This window comes from Faecalibacterium prausnitzii, assembly GCF_003287495.1.
GTDB lineage: Bacteria > Bacillota > Clostridia > Oscillospirales > Ruminococcaceae > Faecalibacterium > Faecalibacterium prausnitzii_I.
In genome coordinates this window covers 279,844-299,516 of record NZ_PRLE01000004.1, presented here as the reverse complement: position 1 = coordinate 299,516, position 19,673 = coordinate 279,844, and the positions used below count along the sequence as shown (strand labels likewise).

The 19,673-nt window shown below is 58.0% G+C and carries 16 protein-coding genes and 4 tRNA genes; 14 read left to right on the top strand and 6 right to left on the bottom strand.

The features are described from left to right. The first annotated feature begins 236 nt into the window (after positions 1 to 236). The 11 genes from ymfI to C4N22_RS09160 all read left to right on the top strand — a co-directional run bounded on the left by ymfI (position 237) and on the right by C4N22_RS09160 (position 9,876). Entirely contained in the window at positions 237 to 1,283 is a 1,047-nt protein-coding gene (gene ymfI / locus C4N22_RS09210; RefSeq protein WP_347476107.1) for an elongation factor P 5-aminopentanone reductase, read from the top strand. Between the two features lie 73 nt (positions 1,284 to 1,356). Next, complete coding sequence (locus C4N22_RS09205; RefSeq protein WP_022256126.1) at positions 1,357 to 2,739, top strand: sigma-70 family RNA polymerase sigma factor; 1,383 nt, start codon at positions 1,357 to 1,359, stop codon at positions 2,737 to 2,739. A gap of 136 nt (positions 2,740 to 2,875) precedes the next feature. Next, positions 2,876 to 2,951, top strand: a tRNA-Thr gene (locus C4N22_RS09200). Positions 2,952 to 2,954: 3 nt separating this feature from the next. Further along, positions 2,955 to 3,030, top strand: a tRNA-Trp gene (locus tag C4N22_RS09195). A gap of 292 nt (positions 3,031 to 3,322) precedes the next feature. After that, positions 3,323 to 3,399 (top strand) — tRNA-Asp (locus C4N22_RS09190). 3 nt (positions 3,400 to 3,402) lie between these two features. Beyond that, positions 3,403 to 3,478, top strand: a tRNA-Thr gene (locus C4N22_RS09185). Between the two features lie 143 nt (positions 3,479 to 3,621). Then, positions 3,622 to 5,280, top strand: a complete 1,659-nt coding sequence (locus C4N22_RS09180; RefSeq protein WP_112148737.1) for a glutamine--tRNA ligase/YqeY domain fusion protein — start codon at positions 3,622 to 3,624, stop codon at positions 5,278 to 5,280. A gap of 48 nt (positions 5,281 to 5,328) precedes the next feature. Then, positions 5,329 to 5,724 (top strand): FMN-binding protein, encoded by a 396-nt coding sequence (locus C4N22_RS09175; RefSeq protein WP_112148736.1) that lies wholly within the window; start codon positions 5,329 to 5,331, stop codon positions 5,722 to 5,724. A gap of 65 nt (positions 5,725 to 5,789) precedes the next feature. Then, on the top strand, positions 5,790 to 6,887 hold the full coding sequence (locus C4N22_RS09170; protein ID WP_112148735.1) for a leucine-rich repeat protein: 1,098 nt from the start codon (positions 5,790 to 5,792) through the stop codon (positions 6,885 to 6,887). Further along, positions 6,877 to 8,313, top strand: a complete 1,437-nt coding sequence (locus C4N22_RS09165) for a vWA domain-containing protein (protein ID WP_242980998.1) — start codon at positions 6,877 to 6,879, stop codon at positions 8,311 to 8,313. The genes C4N22_RS09170 and C4N22_RS09165 overlap by 11 nt, the downstream gene beginning before the upstream one ends. Positions 8,314 to 8,337: 24 nt before the next feature. Further along, on the top strand, positions 8,338 to 9,876 hold the full coding sequence (locus C4N22_RS09160) for an AAA family ATPase (RefSeq protein ID WP_112148734.1): 1,539 nt from the start codon (positions 8,338 to 8,340) through the stop codon (positions 9,874 to 9,876). Between the two features lie 106 nt (positions 9,877 to 9,982). Here C4N22_RS09160 and C4N22_RS12750 read toward each other — a convergent pair whose 3' ends face one another. The 6 genes from C4N22_RS12750 to C4N22_RS09130 all read right to left on the bottom strand — a co-directional run bounded on the left by C4N22_RS12750 (position 9,983) and on the right by C4N22_RS09130 (position 15,708). Further along, positions 9,983 to 10,222, bottom strand: a complete 240-nt coding sequence (locus C4N22_RS12750) for a hypothetical protein (protein ID WP_146746521.1) — start codon at positions 10,220 to 10,222, stop codon at positions 9,983 to 9,985. 349 nt (positions 10,223 to 10,571) lie between these two features. Then, positions 10,572 to 12,401: an amylosucrase gene (locus tag C4N22_RS09150; RefSeq protein WP_112148733.1), complete on the bottom strand. Its 1,830-nt coding sequence runs from the start codon at positions 12,399 to 12,401 to the stop codon at positions 10,572 to 10,574. A 3-nt stretch (positions 12,402 to 12,404) separates the two neighbouring features. After that, positions 12,405 to 13,337: a carbohydrate kinase family protein gene (locus C4N22_RS09145; protein WP_112148732.1), complete on the bottom strand. Its 933-nt coding sequence runs from the start codon at positions 13,335 to 13,337 to the stop codon at positions 12,405 to 12,407. Positions 13,338 to 13,380: 43 nt separating this feature from the next. Beyond that, entirely contained in the window at positions 13,381 to 13,998 is a 618-nt protein-coding gene (locus C4N22_RS09140) for a hypothetical protein (RefSeq protein ID WP_112148731.1), read from the bottom strand. Further along, the gene (locus tag C4N22_RS09135; protein WP_112148730.1) at positions 13,985 to 14,635 is read right to left on the bottom strand and encodes a YesL family protein; all 651 of its coding nucleotides are present in this window, start codon (positions 14,633 to 14,635) and stop codon (positions 13,985 to 13,987) included. The genes C4N22_RS09140 and C4N22_RS09135 overlap by 14 nt, the downstream gene beginning before the upstream one ends. 17 nt (positions 14,636 to 14,652) lie before the next feature. Further along, positions 14,653 to 15,708, bottom strand: coding sequence for a LacI family DNA-binding transcriptional regulator (locus C4N22_RS09130; RefSeq protein WP_112148729.1), 1,056 nt, complete (start codon positions 15,706 to 15,708; stop codon positions 14,653 to 14,655). A gap of 332 nt (positions 15,709 to 16,040) precedes the next feature. On the opposite strand from C4N22_RS09130, the gene C4N22_RS09125 reads away from it, so the two are divergent. From C4N22_RS09125 to C4N22_RS09115, 3 genes are all read left to right on the top strand, one after another. Next, on the top strand, positions 16,041 to 16,988 hold the full coding sequence (locus C4N22_RS09125; RefSeq protein ID WP_112114530.1) for an ABC transporter permease: 948 nt from the start codon (positions 16,041 to 16,043) through the stop codon (positions 16,986 to 16,988). Beyond that, positions 16,972 to 17,907: a carbohydrate ABC transporter permease gene (locus C4N22_RS09120; protein ID WP_097779273.1), complete on the top strand. Its 936-nt coding sequence runs from the start codon at positions 16,972 to 16,974 to the stop codon at positions 17,905 to 17,907. The genes C4N22_RS09125 and C4N22_RS09120 overlap by 17 nt, the downstream gene beginning before the upstream one ends. Positions 17,908 to 17,983: 76 nt before the next feature. Beyond that, on the top strand, positions 17,984 to 19,654 hold the full coding sequence (locus tag C4N22_RS09115; protein WP_112148728.1) for an extracellular solute-binding protein: 1,671 nt from the start codon (positions 17,984 to 17,986) through the stop codon (positions 19,652 to 19,654). Positions 19,655 to 19,673: the final 19 nt, after the last annotated feature.

Here is a 19,673-nt window from a genome sequence, read left to right as displayed (position 1 = left end):
GTGGGAACTGCGTGAAAAAAGCACGGGTTCCCACTTTCTTTTTTCGGCAATTTGTGCTATATTATTCAATGGTAACTTGTCGAAACCACGCGCAGGAGCCAGCGGGCGCACCGCAGGACCGGACATGACCGGAAGAAAAAAGCAGAGTGCAGCTCCGCTGGGCGCAGGGCCGACCACCACCCCTGCAAGGCTGGAAAATGCCTTACAGAGAAACAAGCGACAGGAGGGTCTGACTCTTGTACGACGACGAATTTGAACTGACATTTGACATGGCGGAGGACAACGCCGAGACGGTGAAACTGCCCGGCAAGCCTCTGCAGCCTGCCCCGGAAGCCCCTGAGGCCCCGGAATCGGCTGGAAAGGCGAAAGAGCCGGAAGTCCCGGATTTCCCGGACGACGAACCCACCATCGTCATCCCGGCCCGGAAGCCGCGGGAGATGCCCAAACAGGAGCGGGAACCTGTGCGGGCAGAGCCTGTGCCGGAGCTGGCCCCGGCGGAAGTGAAAGCGCCGGAGGAGCCCGCGGCGGCCCCGGAAGCACCTGTGCCGGCGATCCGGACAAACGGGCGGACGGTGCTGATCTCCGGCGGAGACCGGGGCATCGGTGCGGCCACTGCCAAAGCCTTTTATGAGGCAGGCTACCGGGTGGCGGTGTTCTACCACAAAAATGCGGAGGCCGCTGCGGCGCTGGAAAAAGCCCTGCCGGGCTGCACCATCGTTCAGTGCGATGTGGCCAGCCGGGCCAGCTGTGAGCTGGCGTTCCATGCAGTGGAGCAGGCGCTGGGCCGGGTGGATGTGCTGGTGAGCAACGCGGGCATTGCCCAGCAGAAGCTTTTTACCGACATCACGCCGGAAGAGTGGCAGCACATGCTGGATGTCAACCTGACCGGCGCGTTCAACCTGTGCCAGCTGGTGCTCCCCGGGATGATCCGCCGCAAGGCGGGCCGCATCCTGACGGTAAGCAGCATGTGGGGCCAGACGGGCGGCAGCTGCGAGGTACATTACTCAGCCGCCAAGGCGGGCCTCATCGGCCTGACCAAGGCACTGGCCAAGGAAGAGGGCCCCAGCGGCATCACCGTCAACTGTGTGGCCCCGGGTGTCATCGACACCGATATGATGGCGGCATTTACCGCCGAAGATAAGGCCGCTCTGGCTGAGGAAACCCCTGTGGGCCGCCTGGGCAGCGCGGACGAAGTGGCAAAACTGCTGCTCTACCTTGCCGGAGAGGACGCCGGATACATCACCGGACAAGTGTTTGGTGTCAACGGCGGGCTGGTGATCTGATGCAGTTTTGTCCGCGGATTTTAAGAGCAACACCCCGGACGGGGTTTCCCCAAAGCGAAAAGGAGAGAGCGAAATGGGCATGACTTTAAAGGAACTGTTGACCAAAGGTGAGGGCACCCTGTCGGCACAGGAGGCCAAAGATTTGGCTGCACAGTGCAGAATGGACGTGGAAACGCTCTACACCCTCCTGGAGGAGCGCGGCATCAAGATCCTGGACAACGAGGTCGAGGCGGATACCAGCCTGGACGTGGACAGCATCATTGCCGAGGTGGAAAACGCCGAGAACAACAGCGATGACATGGGCATCAGCGAGGAAGAGGAGGAGAGTGCGGAGGAGAACCCGGCGGACCTCAAAGCTGCCATGGATGAGCTGCTGGACGACCCTGTGAAGAACTACCTCAAGCAGATCGGCCAGATCCCGCTGCTGAGCGCGGAACAGGAAGTGGAACTGAGCCGCCGCATCCATGCCGGTGCCGAGGCTGCCCACATCCTGCAGGCCGACCGCCAGAAGTACGGCGCGCCGGAATACATCAAGAAGAACAGTGCCCGCTTCTCCTTTGAGGAGGACGAGAACAGCCGCAGCTATACCGAGGACCTGGACGAAGAGGGCAACGAGAAATCCAGCGAGGACGCTGAGGAAAAGGCCGCGGAAGAAGAGGCCATGGAGGCGGTGGAGAACGGCCCCCTGACCGAGGAAAAGCGTCAGGAGCTGCTCAAGACCCGCCGCGACGGTTTGAACGCCCGCCGCAGCCTGAGCGAGGCCAACCTCCGTCTGGTGGTCTCCATTGCCAAAAAGCATGTCGGCCATAACCTGGCGTTCCTGGACCTGATCCAGGAGGGCAACATCGGCCTCATCAAGGCCGCTGAGAAGTTTGACTGCGACCGCGGTTTCCGCTTCTCCACCTACGCCACCTGGTGGATCCGTCAGGCCATCACCCGCGCCATTGCGGACCAGGCCCGCACCATCCGCATCCCGGTGCACATGGTCGAGACCATCAACCGGATGCGTCAGGCCACCAACCAGCTGGTCTACCAGAATGGCCACGAGCCCACCCCGGAAGAGCTGGCAAAGGCTATGGACATGAGCGTGGAGCGCGTGCGCGAGATCCAGCGGATGGCCCAGGAGCCCGCCAGCCTGGAGAGCCCTGTGGGTGAGGAAGAGGATTCCTCCCTGGGCGATTTCGTCGCCGACGAGAACGCCGAGGCTCCCGGCAAGGCAGCTGACCGTGCGATGGTGGCCCAGCAGATCAACCAGGCCCTCAAGAGCCTGACCCCCCGTGAGGAGAAAGTCATCCGCCTGCGCTTCGGCCTGGACGATGGCCGTCCCCGCACGCTGGAAGAGGTTGGCCGCGACTTTGGTGTCACCCGTGAGCGTGTCCGCCAGATCGAGGCAAAGGCCATCCGCAAGCTGCACAGCCGCAAGTGCCTGGCCCTGCTGAACGGCCTCATTGAGTAAGAATCCCGAGCAAACCCATCCAAAGGAGCTGCCGCGGCACTGCGGCGGCTCCTTTTTTGCAAAAAAAACAAAATTTTTTGCCAAAACCTCTTGCAATTCACGGCACCTTATGTTAAAATAATCGAGCTGTGAGTGTGCTGCTATAGCTCAGTTGGTAGAGCGCATCCTTGGTAAGGATGAGGTCTCCAGTTCGAATCTGGATAGCAGCTCCACATAGGGGTATAGCTCAGCTGGTAGAGCAGCGGTCTCCAAAACCGCGTGCCGTGAGTTCGAAACTTACTACCCCTGCCATAACGCCTGGAACTCTTTTGGGAGCTCCGGGCGTTTTGTTTTGCAGGAGGGCGCTCGGGGAGCTTTGCCACGCAAGTGAGGGGCATTCCATCCCCCTCCCAACTGCCTGCGGCAGTCGGGCCCCACCCTCCGGACACTTGCTTTGGCAAACTCCCGCTCGTGTCAGCCGGAAGAGAACGACTCTGGCAAAATAATTTGTCTTTTTCTGAAAATACTGCTTGACAACGCACGGCTTCTCCGGTATAATAGTCAACGTTCCCGCGGTCAAAACGCCGCGAACTTGAGCGATCATGGCCCGGTAGCTCAGTTGGTTAGAGCACCAGCCTGTCACGCTGGGGGTCGTCGGTTCGAGCCCGATCCGGGTCGCCATTTGCTGCTATAGCTCAGTTGGTAGAGCGCATCCTTGGTAAGGATGAGGTCTCCAGTTCGAATCTGGATAGCAGCTCCAAAGCAAAACCACCTGAATCCGTTGAGATTTGGGTGGTTTTTTTGTTTTTGCCTTGAAGCAGAGCCCAAAATGGTGTATCATAATGGGTATTAGAAAAAGTGTAACATTCGGGCAGCTATGCCCTGATAAGGGGGAAAGCCACCATGGCAGATAAAAACTTTTTGACGGATATCATCGACGCGGACCTTGCGGAGGGCAAGGTCAAGGAGATCCACACCCGTTTCCCGCCGGAGCCCAACGGCTACCTGCACATCGGCAGCGCCAAGGCCATCTACATCAACTGGTCCATCGCCAACCAGTACGGCGGTAAATTCAACCTCCGCCTGGACGATACCAACCCCGCCCGTGAGGGAGAGGAGTATGTCAACAGCATCATCGAGGATCTGCACTGGCTGGGTGCCGACCCCAACGGCGGCATCTTCTACGGCAGCGACTACTTTGATCAATGCTACGAGTACGCCGAGAAGCTCATCAAAGAGGGCAAGGCCTATGTGGACGACCTGAGCCGTGATGAAATGCGTGAGTACCGCGGTGCCGATGCCGGCAAGCCCTCCCGCCCCTCTCCGTGGCGGGACCGTGCCCCGGAAGAAAACCTGGACCTGTTCCGCCGGATGCGTGCAGGCGAGTTCAAAGAGGGCGAGAAGACCCTGCGTGCCAAGATCGACCTGGCCAGCCCCAACATGAACATGCGTGACCCGGCCATCTACCGCATCAAGTACGCCGAGCATCACCGCCAGGGCAGCAAGTGGTGCATCTACCCGATGTACGATTTCGCCCACCCCATCCAGGACGCCATCGAGGGCATCACCCACAGCATGTGCAGCCTGGAGTTTGAGAACCACCGCCCGCTGTACAACTGGGTCATCGAAAATATTTTTGGCACCGAATTCCCCAAGCAGCGTGAATTTGCCCGCCTGAATATGACCAATACGGTTATGAGCAAGCGCTACCTGCGTGAGCTGGTGGAGATGGGCATTGTGGACGGCTGGGATGACCCCCGGATGCCCACCCTGTGCGGCCTGCGCCGCCGCGGCTACACCGCAAGCTCCATCTTTACGTTCGTGCGGGAGGCTGGTATCTCCAAGTCCGATAACCTCATCGACATGCGCCAGCTGGAGGCCTGCATCCGCAGCGAGCTGGACCTGACCGCTCAGCGCCGCATTGCCGTGCTGGAGCCCGTCAAGCTCATCGTGGACAACTACCCCGCCGACAAGACCGAGTATTTCGATGTGGCCAACAACCCCAACCGTGAGGCCAACGATCCCACCACCCGCAAGGTGGCCTTTACCAAGGAGCTGTGGATCGAGAACGAGGACTTCGCCGAGGTGCCGCCTCCGAAGTTCAAGCGCCTGACCATGGGCGGTGAGGTCCGCCTGATGGGTGCCTATCTCGTCAAGTGCACCGGCGTGGACAAGAATGCTGACGGCAGCATTGCCGCCATCCACTGCACCGCCGATCTCGAGACGGGCAACGGAAACCCTGCCGATGGCCGCAAGGTCAAGGGCACCATCCACTGGGTGAGCGCGGCGCACTGCGTGGAGGCCGAGGTACGCCTGTACGATAAGCTCTTCACCGAGGCCAACATGAACGCCATCCCCGAGGGCAGCGATTACAAGGACTACCTCAACCCCGAGAGCGTGGTGGCACGCAAGGGCTGCAAGCTGGAAGAGGCTCTGGCCGACGCAAAGCCGGGCGAGAAGTTCCAGTTCGTCCGCACCGGCTTCTTCACCCCGGACAGCAAGAACCCCGGCGTCTACAACCGTGTTGTCACCCTGCGTGACAGCTTCAAGCCTGCCAAGTAAGCAGCGCGGCCGGACGCAAAATTTCTCCAAAGGAGCAATTTCGATACGATGAAAAAGCATACGACCCGGAACGTGATCCTCATGGCGGTCCTGGATGTGGCCCTTGGCATCGTCCTGTCGCTGTATATCGCCAGTACGGGCACTGTTCCCGCAGCCGACAACGCGGATACCTATGCCGATGGTGCCTACAGCGCCTCCGCACAGGGCTACGAAAGCGAAGTGACCGTGATGATCAACATTACGGGCGGCAAAGTGACCAACGTGCAGATCGACGCGGGCGACGAGACACCCGAAGTGGGCGGCAAGGCGGCGGAAAGCCTTGCCCGCAGCCTGCTGGATGCCGGCGGCACGGCAGGTGTGGACACGGTCTCGGGTGCTACCATGACCAGCAACGCGGTGCTGTCCGCTATGGATGCCTGCCTTGCACAGGCCGTGCAGGAATAACGCTTTGATTTGGACTGCTGCACGGCGAGACTGTGCGGCAGTTTTTTGTTGTGAGAGAGTTTTTTATGTTTCTGGATGTTCTGCCTTTTAAAAACGATACGGCCCGCCTCGTCCGCGTGTATGGGGACGAGCCCTGCATCACCCTGCCGGAGGCTCTGTCCGCCCCGGAGGGGGGCACGCTGACCATCACCGAGTTGGGGGATTACTGCTTCTCCGAGAAGCCCCGCGGTCTGCCTGCGCCGGAAGAGCTCTGCCGCTATGCGGTGGAGCCGGACGGCACCGCGCGCCTCCTGCGGGCCTTTGGACGCGATCTGACGGGCGCTTCTCCTGCCCGGTATGATCTGGACTTCGGGGACGGAGAAGCCTCTACTGCCGCCCGGAGCGGGGAAGAAGCTCTCCATCCCCTTTGCGGCAGCTTTCTGGAGGAACTGATCCTGCCCGGGAGCCTGCGGGTCATCGGGAGCTGTGCCTTTTACAACTGTCGCCGCCTGCGCCGCCTTTCGGCCGGGGCGGGGGAGCTGACCATGGGCAGCGATGTCTTCCTCAATTGCTTTGCACTGGAAACGCTGGTCATCCGGGCCCGGCCGGAGCAGGCCACCGGCCTGTTTGCGCTGGCGGGCAGCATTACCGAGGCGGTGCAGGCGCTATTCTGGCCAGAGGGAGAGGCCCGGCCCCTCGCGGGTCTGTGGTACCCCGCCTACTGGGAAGACATTGAGGAGACTCCCGCGCACATTCTGCTCCACACGTTTTCGGGGCAGGGATACCATTACAGACAGTGCTTTTTGGATGGGAAATTCCTCCCGGTCGAATACGACGCCATCTTCCCGCAGGGGCACGACGCGGATGACGCCAACATTATGGCCATGCTCTGCTTTGACCGTCTGCGCTGGCCCTGGAGCCTGAGCAGTGCCGCTGCCGAGCATTACCGGGCTTTTCTGGCGGCCAACACGGGCCGGGTGCTTGTCCGGCTGCTGAAAGCACAGGACATGGACGGCCTGCGGGCCCTGCTGGCGCTGGATGTGTTTGATAAAGATGCCTTTGCCGCGGGTGCGGCGTTGGCGGCCAAGGCCGACAACGCTTCTGCTGCCGCTCTGCTGGCCGACGCCGAGCACAAAAAGTTTGCGGCCCGGCCCAACAAAAAGAGGTACGATTTTGATTTCTGAAAAGGAAAAATTCTTCGACCCGCGCAAGCCGTTCGAGTCCAAACGGCCCGAGACCCATGAGGAGTGGCAGGCGCGGATGGGCGGCGAGGTGCTGGCCGTGGTGCGCAGCGGGCTGTATCTGGACTTCCGATTTCTGGATATGGCCCTCTCGGCCCTGAGCCCAACCCCGGACGAGCGGTGCGGGGTGCTGGCCACCGATGGCCGCATCCTCTGCTACCAGCCCAGCGCCCTGCTGCGGCTGTACAAGGAAAACCCGAAATACCTCAACCGCCTGTACTTACACACGGTGTTCCACTGCATCTTCCGCCACCTGTGGACCAAAGGGCGGCGGGACAAGCGCCTGTGGCACCTGGCCTGTGACATCGCGGTGGAAAATGTCATCGACGGGCTGGGCCGCAAAAGCGTCCAGCGCCCGCTGAGCTATGTCCGTCAGCACGCCTATGAGGAGATCAAGGCCGAGCAGAAAGTGGTGGCGGCAGCACCTACCTACCGCTGGCTGCTGGGCCAGACGCCTGGCGTGCTCCGCCAGCTGGAGCGGGAGTTCTACACCGACGACCACCGCCTCTGGCCCAAGGACGCCCCGGAGCAGCCCCAGCAGATGCCCACGCCCCTGCCCCAGAAGACCTGGCAGAAGATCGGGGAGCGGATGCAGACCGAGCTGGAGCTGCGGGATAAAGAGGCGGGCGAGGGGGCCGACGCGCTCAAGGAGCAGGTCAAGGCCGCCAACCGCAGCCGCCGCAGCTACAAAGATTTCCTGCGCCGGTTCTGCATCACCCGGGAGGAAGTGCACCTTGACCCGGATGAATTTGATCTGAACTTTTATACCTACGGCCTTTCGGTCTACGGCAACATGCCCCTCATTGAGCCGCTGGAGACCCGGGAAAGTAAGAAAATCGAGGAGCTGGCCCTCGTCATTGACACCAGCTATTCCACCTCCGGCGAGCTGGTGCGGGCGTTCCTGGCCGAGACCTACACCCTGCTGAAAGGGCGGGAAAATTTCTTCCACCGGATGAACCTGCACCTGATCCAGGCGGACAACACCGTCCAGCAGGACCTGCTCATCCGCAATGAAGATGAGCTCATCCATGCCATGAACCATTTCCAGCTGCGGGGCGGCGGCGGAACGGATTTCCGCCCGGCGTTCGAGTATGTTGATCGTCTGTGTGCCGAAAAGCAGTTCACCAACCTGCGGGGCCTGCTCTACTTTACGGACGGAATGGGCACCTACCCGGCCCGCCGCCCGCCGTATGAAGCCGCGTTCCTCTTTCTGGGGGAGCGGTTCGACGATGCCAATGTGCCGCCCTGGGCCATGAAAGTGGTGCTGGACGAGGAAGAGTTTGCGGGCCCGGCGGCCCGGTCGGCTTCGGCGCTGGCCGAGGCCATGAGCGAGGAGGACGACCTCTACCGCGACCTCAATAATTCGTGAATCACAATGCGTGAGGAGTTTGCTATGAACATCAAACGTGCCAAAGAAGAAATTGAGCATACCGTCAAGGCCTACCTGGCAAAGGATGCTCTGGGCGAGTACGCCATCCCGGCCATCCGCCAGCGGCCCATCCTGCTGATGGGCCCTCCGGGCATTGGCAAAACGCAGGTCATGGAGCAGGTGGCCCGGGAGTGCGGTGTGGCGCTGGTGGCCTACACCATCACCCACCACACCCGCCAGAGCGCCGTGGGCCTGCCCTTTATCCGCCAGCGCCATTATGGCGACAAGGATGTCTCGGTGACGGAATACACCATGAGCGAGATCATCGCCAGCGTGTATGCCAAGATGGAGGCCACCGGCCTTTCTGAGGGCATCCTCTTCATTGATGAGATCAACTGTGTGTCCGAGACGCTGGCCCCCACCATGCTGCAGTTCTTGCAGTGCAAGACTTTTGGCAACCAGGCGGTGCCGGCAGGCTGGGTCATCGTGGCGGCAGGCAACCCGCCGGAGTACAACAAATCCGTCCGGGATTTCGATATCGTCACCCTGGACCGTGTCCGCCGGATGGACATTCAGCCCGACCTCTCGGTTTGGAAAGATTACGCCCGCGGGGCCCGCATCCACAGCGCCATCCTGAGCTATCTGGAGCTGCACCCGCAGAACTTCTACCAGATCAACGCCGATGTGGACGGCACCCAGTTTGTCACCGCCCGCGGCTGGGAGGACCTCTCCAACCTGCTGGATACCTACGAGACGCTGGGCCTGAAAGCAGACGAAGACCTCATCCGGGAGTACATCCAGCACCAGAAGATCGCCGAGGACTTCTCGGCCTACCTGGACCTCTACTACAAGTACCGCGACGATTACGGTGTGGAAGACATTCTGGCCGGGCAGGTCAAGCCTGCTGTCTACGCGCGGCTCCTCAACGCGCCCTTTGATGAGCGTCTGAGCCTGGTCAGCCTGATCCTGGCGGGCCTTGATACCCGCTTTACGGCCTCCCGCCAGCAGGACGCCGTGGCCGATGCCTGCTATGCGTTCCTGCGGCAGGCCAAGCAGGGCTTTGCCACGGTGCCGGAGGATATTCCGGACGGCCCGGCGGTCTATTTCAGCCAGATGGTGGCCGATTACGACGCCGAGACCCAGAAGCAGCAGGCCGCCGGCCTGCTGAGCCGGGACGCGCTGAACACCCGCCTGCGGGTGTATGCCGTTCTCCGTGCCTGGGAGGCGGAGCTCCGCCGTGCCAAGGCCGTGAGCGCGCAGCCCGCGTTTGACCTGCTCCGCACCCAGTTCCAGAGCCTTGCCGAGGAGCGGGAGAATGCCCAGAACACAGCTTCTGCCACGCTGGAAGCCGCCTTTGATTTCATGGAGCAGGCCTTTGCCGAGAGCCAGGAGATGGTGGTGTTCGTCACCGAGCTGACCCTCTCGCCCGCGGCCCATGCGTTCATTACCGAGAACGGCTGTGAGAGGTACTTCCAGTACAACAAGGACCTGCTGCTGGACCACCGCAAAGCGGCCCTCCAGCAGGAGCTGGCGGCGGAAGAGCGGCGCCACGGCGGCATCTGAGCCGTTTCAAAATGTAAGAGAAAACGCCAAAAGGCGGCATCCTCCCGTGCAGAGGATGCCGCCTTTTTTGGAGAAGAAGATTGGAAATATCGCTTGAAAAAAGAACTCAGACCAGCCCGGTGACCTGGGGCAGGACCATGGACACTGCCGGGATGTAGGTGACCAGCAGCAGGCCCAGGATGATGGCTGCATAGTACATGAGCATGTAGGACATTACCTTGGCCAGTGTGGTGCGGCCCACCTTGATGCCCACGAACAGGGCGTTGCCCACCGGGGCTTTCATTGCTGCGCTGCGCTGCGCAAACGCGAACTTGTCGGGGCGAGGCCCCTCCATCTTGCTACGCAAGACCGTTCTGTCGCTTAAAAGCCCCACTGGGGCTTTCATTGCTCCGCTGCGCTGCGCAAACGTGAACTTGTCGGGGCGAGGCCCCTCCATCTTGCTGCGCAAGACCGTTTTGTCGCTTATAGCAATTCAACTTTTTAATGCAACAGCAACAACGTTGAATTGCATATCGCAAATATGCTGGTTGAATGTTGCGCTAATTTCTTGCCTTGCGATAAAAGCCCCACTGGGGCTTTCATTGCTCCGCTTCGCTTCGCAAACGCGAACTTTTGAGAACACGCCACTTCGGCAGTTTGAAAGAAAACGCAACGAAAACTTTGGCGAAAAGAGAGAGCCGGATGACTCGTTTTACTTATTTGTTTTTTACCAACAGCGCCTGATACGGTTCCAGCTCCACATCTGCCAGCCAGACGGAAGTGCCCTCCGGGGTGTGATACTCGCCGCCCAGAGCGTCCAGACTGGCTCCTGCCGGGTACTCGGTAAAGTTGAACAGTCCCACCAGCGTTTCCTCGCCGCGCTTGCGCACCAGCGCCAGCACGCCGGGGTTGTGGCTGTCCCATGTGGTCACCCAAGCATCCGGGGCAAAGCAGGGGTCTGCACGCATTTGGCGCAGCTGCTCCATGCCCTGCCACAGCTGGTTTTGCAGCGTGCCCTTTTGGGTGCGCTGCTTTGCGTCCTCCCAGTTGAATTTGCTGCGATGCAGATTGCGGCTGTCCTCCACACGGTCGGGGTCGTTTTTGTAGTCCCAGCCATTGAGCTGAGCGATCTCATCTCCGCAGTTCAGCATGGGGAAGCCCTGCAAAAACGCCATAGCAGTGTGCAGCAGCAGGTCACGCTTCACCGCATAGTCCAGTGCGGTTTTATCATCCTTTTCCAGTGCCTGTTCGATACCGCACAGGCTGGCGGTGGTGCCGCAGCTGCGGGCATCGCCGGTGGCGGGGTCGTAGTTGTACAGCTCGCCCTTTGCCCAGCTGCCGGGGAAATTGCCCTCGTAGAAGTGATACAGATATTCCTTGTGTTTCTGCGGGTCGATGCCAAGCTTGTTTTCCACCGCCTCGTCCAGACCCCAGCCGATGTCATCGTGGCAGCGCAGATAGTTCACGAACCAGCAGTTGTCCGGCAGAGCGTGCAGGGCATCCAGCTGCGCCTTCAGCAGCCGGGTGTCCCGGCTGGCAAGGGCACCCCAAAGGTTGACCATGGTGGACACGTTGTAGAGCATGTGGCATTCCGGCTTTTCCGGGGTGCCGAAATAGGCGGCAAGCTCCTTGGGAGCCATGACCACCTCGCCCTTGAGGATGACCGCCGGGCAGACGCATTCCAGCACCATGCGGAGCATCCGCACGATGGTGTGTACCTGCGGCAGGTTGCGGCAGGTGGTGCCCAGCTGCTTCCAGATGTAGGGCACCGCGTCAATGCGGAACACTTCCACGCCCAGATTTGCCAGATGCAGGATGCTCTTGGTCATGTCCACGAACACCGCCGGGTTTGCGTAGTTCAGGTCCCACTGGTAGTCGTGGAAGGTGGTCAGCACCCACTTGTGCATTTCCTCACACCATGTAAAGTTGCCGGGCGCGGTGTTGGGGAACACCTGCGGCACGGTCTGCTCGTACTGGTCGGGGATGGTGCGGTCGTCATAGAGATGGTAATACGCCTGAAACCACGGGTCGCCCGCCTTTGCCGCCATGGCCCAGCGGTGGGTGCTGGCGGTGTGGTTCATGACAAAATCCAGACACAGGCTGATGCCGGCTTTCCGCAGCTCCCGGGTCAGGTTTTCCAGATCTTTGTTGGTGCCGAGAGTTGGGTCTACGGTGTCGAAATCCTCCACCGCATAACCGCCGTCGTTGTGGGGGTGGGGCATTTGCAGCAGGGGCATCAGGTGCAGATAGGTCAGCTTCTGCTCTTTCAGGTAGGGCAGTTTCTTTGCCAGCTCTTTCAAGTTTCCGGCAAAGAGGTCGGTGTACATGGTCATGCCGAACATATTGCCCCGCTTGTACCACTCCGGGTCGGCAGAGCGTGCCTTGTCCAGTGCTTTCAGCTCGGCGCTGCGGGCGTTATAGGCTTCTGCCATCTCCCGCTCCAGAACCTCCAGCCCTTCCCGGTTGTGGTACAACTCCATGAACAGCCATTCCAGCTCGTCCTTGTGCTTGGCAAACCGGGACGCAAATTCCTGTTTTACTGCCATAGGTCAGCCCTCCACTTCTGCAAGGGTGGGCATAGCGGGGATAGCGCCGTGCCGGCTGGTGGTGATGCTTGCCGCCTTGTTGGCAAAGGCAAGAATGCTTTCCAGTTTGTCCACCGTCAGGGTGTCCAGCTCCTCCTTGCAGAGCTTGGACAGGGCAGCCCCAAAGAAAGTGTCGCCTGCGCCGTTGGTGTCGCCCACCTTGCAGGGGACGCCAGCCACATGGCCAGTTTTCTCCCCAAAGCGGTAGAACACGCCGTTTGCACCCAAGGTGACGAAAATCAGCCGGATGCCGTTCTGGGCAAGCTGGGCTGTGCCGCTTTCGCAGTCGGTGGTGCCGGTGAGCAGGGGCAGCTCCTCATCGGACACTTTCAAGATATCCACCAGCGGCAGGGGAGCCTTCATCTGGGCAATGGCATCCTCTTTGTTCTTCCAGAGGTTGGCACGGTAATTCGGGTCATAAGTAATAACAGCGCCCAGCTTTTTGGCACGGGCGGCAGCATCCAGCGTGGCGGTGCGGGAGGGGTCAGCGGTGAGGCTGACCGAGCCGAAGTGGACGATTTTGGCAGCTTTCAGAGCGCCCTCCGAAATGTCCTCTTTGCTCAGCATCACGTCGGCGTTGGCGCTGCGGTAGAAGCTGAAATCCCGCTCGCCGGTGGCATCCACTGACACGACTGCCATGGTGGTGGGATGGTCTGCATCCACCGCCATGCCGGAAACGTCCACCTTGTTCTCTGCCAGAACCTCTTTCAGGTAGCGGCCAAAGGCATCCGCACCCACCTTGCCGATAAAGGCGGTCTGTGCGCCCAGTCTGGAAGCAGCCACCGCCAGATTGGCCGGGGCACCGCCGGGGTTTGCGGCAAACTGAGGAATGCCGCGCGCATCCTTGCCGGTCTGGGTCAGGTCGATCAAAACTTCACCAATCGTTAAAATGTCCATGCGTTTTCTCCTTATTTTTATCCTATAAGCTAAAACCCAACGATCACCGCTGGAACAGATAATGAATGTAAGCGGCTGCACGCTCCGGGTGCGGTGCATTCTGCACTACCCCAAGATAGACCTTGCCAGAAAAACCTGCCTGCCTGACAAACGGCGTGTCCGAAATATCCAGCACGGTCCCACCGGCGTTCAGACCCGGCAGTGCATGGAAAGACGCATCCAGTGTCCGCAGATCGAGAAAATAATCATCTGCCAACAGTCGATCCCGTGCAGATTCGTCCATCAGAACAACATCTAACCGCTGGGCACTGACTGCACCCAGCAGCTTCATCTCCGAAGCATATACATACTGCTCCTCTGCGCGTTCGCTCTTGCTGAGCAGCAAACCGGACAGCAGATCGACCTGTTGCTTTTTGGTCAGACCCTGCGCCTCGGCAAAGCCGGTGGTAAGCTGTTCCGTCAGATCAGACCCGGCAGTGATATTTACCAGACCAAGGTAAAGCACATCCTCTTTTTTCGTCACATGACGGTAGGCTGCATAGCCAAGGATATAGACGACGATGAGCACGATCGCAATGGGCAGCTTGTAATATGCCCAGATGTGCTCCCACTTTTTGCGCCCATGGAGGGAGCGGAGCGTATCCCGGTCAGTTTTTGTCATGGTCGGATTCCTCGTGTACTGCATCAGGGTCTCCACCGATCAGATAGAGGATCCGAAGCATCAGAAAGGAGCAGAGCATGGCGCAGAAACCCATGCCCAGCAGGAACGCAGGCGTGAACACAAACACGATGACGTACCCCATGATGCCATAGATCGCCGCCATCAGCAGGGTGCAAAACAGATACCGGACCCCCACGAGAAACGCTGTTTTCAGGATGCCGAAAGTGGTGTTTTCAAACCGTGCCAGCAGTGGAAAGGCATACAGCAGAACGATGCCGTACAGAACTGCCGCACCAATAAGCACTGCAGTGAGCAGCGTCCAGAAAATGTTTTCGCTCCACATTCGGCGCAGCACAAAGCCATCCGCAGCCAGGAAACTGCCGACTGTCAGCAGGATAAGCCAGAGTTTTGTGGCAGGCTTAAAATTTTCCCGGAACGCCTTAAAAAACATCCGGGTCAGACCATCGTCCCGATCTTCCGCCATTTTGATCGTGACGTAGAACAGTGCAGTCGTAGAAGCCCCGATGGTAACGATGGGCAGGCTGCACACGAGCCATAAGATGTTCAGGTAAGCACTGTAAGTCAATTTCGTCAGCACAGCAAACAGCGGCTTGTCCGGATTGCACAGGTCACGCATGGGGGTTCTCCTTTCGCTCAATCTCCTGTGGATTCGCGCAGGATCAGGTTGGTTTCCGTATAGACGGTGCGATAGTTCAGCGATGGCTCTTCGATGCGGGTCATAAGCAGATTGGCAGCGGTGTAGCCCATGATCTGTCCATGGATATGGATCGAAGTCAGACGGGGGACAAAGTAGGAAGCCTCCTGACTGTCATCGAAGCCGCAGACCCAGATATCATCGGGAACCGAATACCCCAGCTCATTCAATGCCTTGACCAGATCCATGGCAACAAAGTCATTGGCGCAGACAAAGGCATCCGGCATCGTTTTGAACCGACGGATGGTTTCGTACAGGGATACCGGATAGTTCTGCTGCCCAGATGGCATCGCACAGGTGCTCAGGCCTTCTGTCAGACCAAAGTGCTCCACTGCATCCTTATAAGCCATATAACGCTCAAAGAAGGACTGACAGTGGTTTTTATCCCCCGCAAAGCTGATGCGTTTTTTGCCGCGCTGGACCATGTGGGCCACTACATTCTGGATCTCCATGCGGTTTTCCATATAAAGGCGGTCGGCTTTCAGAGGAGGACGCATATCCATCACAGGGGTGTCTACAAACAGCAGCGGAACATCCAGATCGCACAGCATCTGTGCGTAGTCATAGTCGAATACTTCAAAGCAGATGATGCCGGCTGTGTGCTGGATGTTGAGAGAAAGTGGAAGTTTTTTCTCTTTCAGCTCCATGGGAGAAATGCGATGAATGGTCATGCCGCTGTGCAGATGGTCGATTTCCGACTGGAAACGATCCAGCATCATGGAGGAAAAGTGAGAGTTGTTCAGAAACCGGGTCGTCAGCATGGCGATCTCCCGTTTGCCACTCGGCAGAATGAAAGGTTCTGCTGTTTTTGCAGCGTCTTCCTGAAACAGCGGCAGATAGGCGAACTGCTTATAGCCCATTTCGGCGGCTTTGCGCAGGATCTTCTCCCGTGTGGCATCTGCCAGCACACCAGTGTTGTTGATGGCCTTTGAAACTGTGTTGCGGGAAAGCTGCAGTTCGTTTGCAATATCCTGAATGGTGACTTTGGTTGCCATAAGTCATCCTCTTTCTTTTATAGATAAAGTCTGGTGACGGATCTTATTCTTTGCGACTCCAGTATAGTGCAAATGCACAAATTAGTCAAATGCAAAAATGCAAATCATCATTTTGCATATTTACGCACTTTCGAATTTGTGCATCTGTACAAATCCACAATAATTCTTGATGTATACCATGAATTATCGTTGACATTCGCCTGCATGCGTGGTATAAATAAATCAAAGGATTTTACATTTGCACAATCAAAACGAAAAAACGTAAAATTCAAAGGTGCAAATGTAAAATACAAATCAAACGGCAAGCAAATCAAAAAGGAGGAGAATGATTCATGAAAGCAAAGACGGCCTCGCCGGAAACGGCTGTGCTGACAGCAGAACGCAAGCTGCACAACACATGGGTCTACATCAAACGGCATTGGCAGCTTTACCTGTTGTTCCTGCTGCCTGCCGTGGTGCTGACGCTGGTGTTCAAGTACGCTCCCATGGGCGGTGTGCTGATCGCGTTCCAGAAGTACAATCCCTTCAAGGGCATCTGGGGCAGCGAGTGGGTAGGCTTCAAAAACTTTACCCGCTTCATGTCCTCGCCGGACTTCCAGCGTTATCTGATCAACACCCTGAAGCTGAGCGTGTACGGTCTGCTGTGGGGCTTCCCGATCCCCATCTTGCTGGCATTCCTGCTCAACCGTATCGAGAGCAAGAAGATCAAGCAGAAAGTGCAGCTGGTGCTGTATATGCCCAACTTCATCTCGGTCATCGTGCTGTGCGGCATCGTCCGGGTGCTGCTGAGTGTCACCGGTCCGGTGAACGGCCTGCTTCACACCAGCATCAACTTCATGACGCTGCCGGAAGCGTTCCGCCCCATCTACATCATCAGCGGCATCTGGCAGGGTGCCGGCTGGGCATCCATCATGTACACCGCATCCCTTTCGAACGCCAGCAAAGATCTGAAGGAAGCTGCGATGATCGACGGCGCAAACCTGATCCAGCAGATCATGACGGTGGAGTGGCCCGCCATTAAGGATATGGTCGTGATTCAGTTCATCCTGCAGGCAGGCAACATCATGAGCATCGGTTTTGAAAAAGCCTATGCCCTGCAAACTGACCTGAACCTGAACACTGCCGAGATCATTGCAACCTACGTTTATAAAAAGGGCCTGTTGGACGGCGATTACAGCTTTTCCACGGCAGTCGGTCTGTTCAACACCGTTGTCAACGTCATCCTGCTGATCGCAGTGAACAAGGTCGTTGCCAAAATGAACGATGGCAAGGGCTTGTAAGGAGGGGTTTACCATGGCAAAACAGAAAAAATCAAAAATGGCCCTCTACACCAGACAAGATAAGATCATCCTGTACTGCGGCTACGCACTTCTGGGCTTGTTCCTGCTGGCGATCATCGTTCCGATGATCTACATCGTCATCGCGTCCTTTATGGACCCGGTCACTCTGCAAAACAAGGGCATCTCTTTTGATTTCAGCAAGTGGAGTCTGGATGCTTACCAGCGTGTCGTTTCGGACAAGCAGATCTGGGTCGGCTTCAAGAACGCAGTACTTTACTCGATCATCTTCACCATCATCTCGGTAGCTGTGACGATGCTTGCCGCTTATCCCATGTCGCTGCCGGATTTCAAAGGCAAAGCGATCTTCAACACCTTGTTTGTGATCACGATGTTTTTCAGCGGCGGTCTGATCCCCACCTACCTGCTCATCAACAATCTGGGTCTGCTGGATTCCATGTGGGCGGTCATTCTGCCGGGAGCATTCAGCGTGTGGAACATGATCATTGCCCGTACCTATTATCAAGGCATCCCGCGTGAGCTGCGTGAAGCTGCGGATGTGGATGGAGCCAGCGAGATGCTTTACTTCTTCAAGATCCTGCTGCCCGTCTGTATGCCGGTGGTGGCAGTTCTGGCTCTGTGGCAGTTCGTGGCAATGTGGAACAGCTACTTTGACGCCATGATCTACCTGAACAGCGCATCGAAGCAGCCGCTGCAGCTGGTGCTGCGTTCCATCCTGATCCAGAGCCAGCCGGAATCCGGCATGATCGCAGATATCCAGAGCACTGCCGAACGTGCGAAGATGGCAGAGCTGCTCAAATATGCAACCATTATTATTTCCAGTCTGCCGCTGCTGGTGATGTATCCTTTCTTCCAGAAGTATTTTGATGCCGGCATCATGGCTGGTTCCATTAAAGGCTGAGGATATTCCAGAACTTTATGAGCAGGTACGCTCATCTGTTACACGAAAAAAGAAACATGAAAAAGGAGAAAATACCATGAAAAAGCTGATCTCTCGCCGCAACTTCCTCAAGGTCTGCGCTCTGGCAGGTTCTGCCGCTGCTCTGTCCGCCTGCGGCGGCAAATCCACCGGCGGCAGCAATTCCGCTGCCGCAGCTGTGGACACGACCGGTGCCGTTACATTTCCGCTGTCCGAAAAGGTCACCTTTACCGGTATGACCAGCTTCCCTGTGGGCAGCGAACCCGAGCCGAACAACCGCACCATCTTCAAGCGTCTGGAAGAGCAGACCAATGTGCACATCGACTGGACCGCCATCCAGTCCGACCAGTGGAGCGATAAGATCACCCTGAATATGTCCAACCCCAACACCCTGACGGATTTCGTTTTTACTGCTGATTTTACCGACAGCAATCTGCTGCGCTACGCAGATCAGGGAGTCATCCTCAATCTGGAAGATTACATTGACAACAATATGCCCAATCTCCAGAAGGTCTTTGAGCAGTACCCGGAGTACCGCACCATGTGCACCGACAGCGAGGGCCATATCTGGGCACTGCCCTGGATCGAGCAGCTCGGCTCCGAAAAGACCGCCATCCAGACCATTGGCAACATGAGCTTCATCAATACCAAGTGGCTGAACTTCCTCGGTCTGTCGATGCCCACCACGGTGGACGAGTTTGAGCAGGTGCTGATGGCATTCCGTGATAACGCCGCTTCGATCAAGGCCGAGTATGGCATTGACGGCGACATCATCCCCATGTCCTGCATCGTCAACAACGGCGATCAGGACCCCAGCATCCTCATCAATGGCTTTGGCGAAGGCTACGGCGACGCAGACAAAGACCGCCATATCGCCGTTACCAACGACCGGAAAGTCATCTGTGCCGCCACCCAGCAGGGCTACCGTGATGGTCTGGACTGGCTGCACAAGCTGTATGCCGAGCAGCTCATCGACCCGGAGTGCTTCACGCAGGAGTGGTCCACCTACGTTTCCAAGGGCAAGGCTGGCCGCTATGGTGTCTGCTTCAGCTGGGATGTTGCCAACATTGACAACCTGACCGACTGGGAGCCGCTGCCTGCCCTGACCGCCGATACCCGGAATATCACCCCGCAGAACGGCTCTTTCACCAGCGGCTTTGCCCGCGGCCGGTGCGTTGTCACCGCAAAGGCGGCGAATCCTGCACTGGTTTGTGCATGGCTGGATCAGATGTACGCGCCCCTCCAGTCTCCGCAGAACAACTGGGGTACTTACGGCGATGCGGAAGGCTTTAACATTTTTGAACTGTCCACCAACGATAAGGGCGAGCCCATGCTGAAGCACGCTCCTCTGGGCGATGCTTCTCCCGTGGAAGTCCGTGAAGCGCAGTGTGTCAGTGGGCCTCTGGCGGTTCTGGATGATTACTATGGCGTATACGTTACCTGCCCGGACGATGCACAGTACCGTCTGGACTGGATCAAGGAGATCTACACCCCGGATATGAACAACGATTATGTCTATCCCAATGTCTTTATGAGCAGCGAGGACACCGAGCAGGTCTCTAACCTGCAGGCAGATCTGCAGACCTACATGAATACGCAGAAGGCCAACTGGATCATGAACGGCACTACGGATGCAGAGTGGAACGAATATCTGAGCAAGCTGGAAGCCTACGGCCTGTCCGACTATCTGGGCATTATGCAGAAATATCTGGATGCTTACTACGCATAAGAATTCTTTCCTTTGGAGG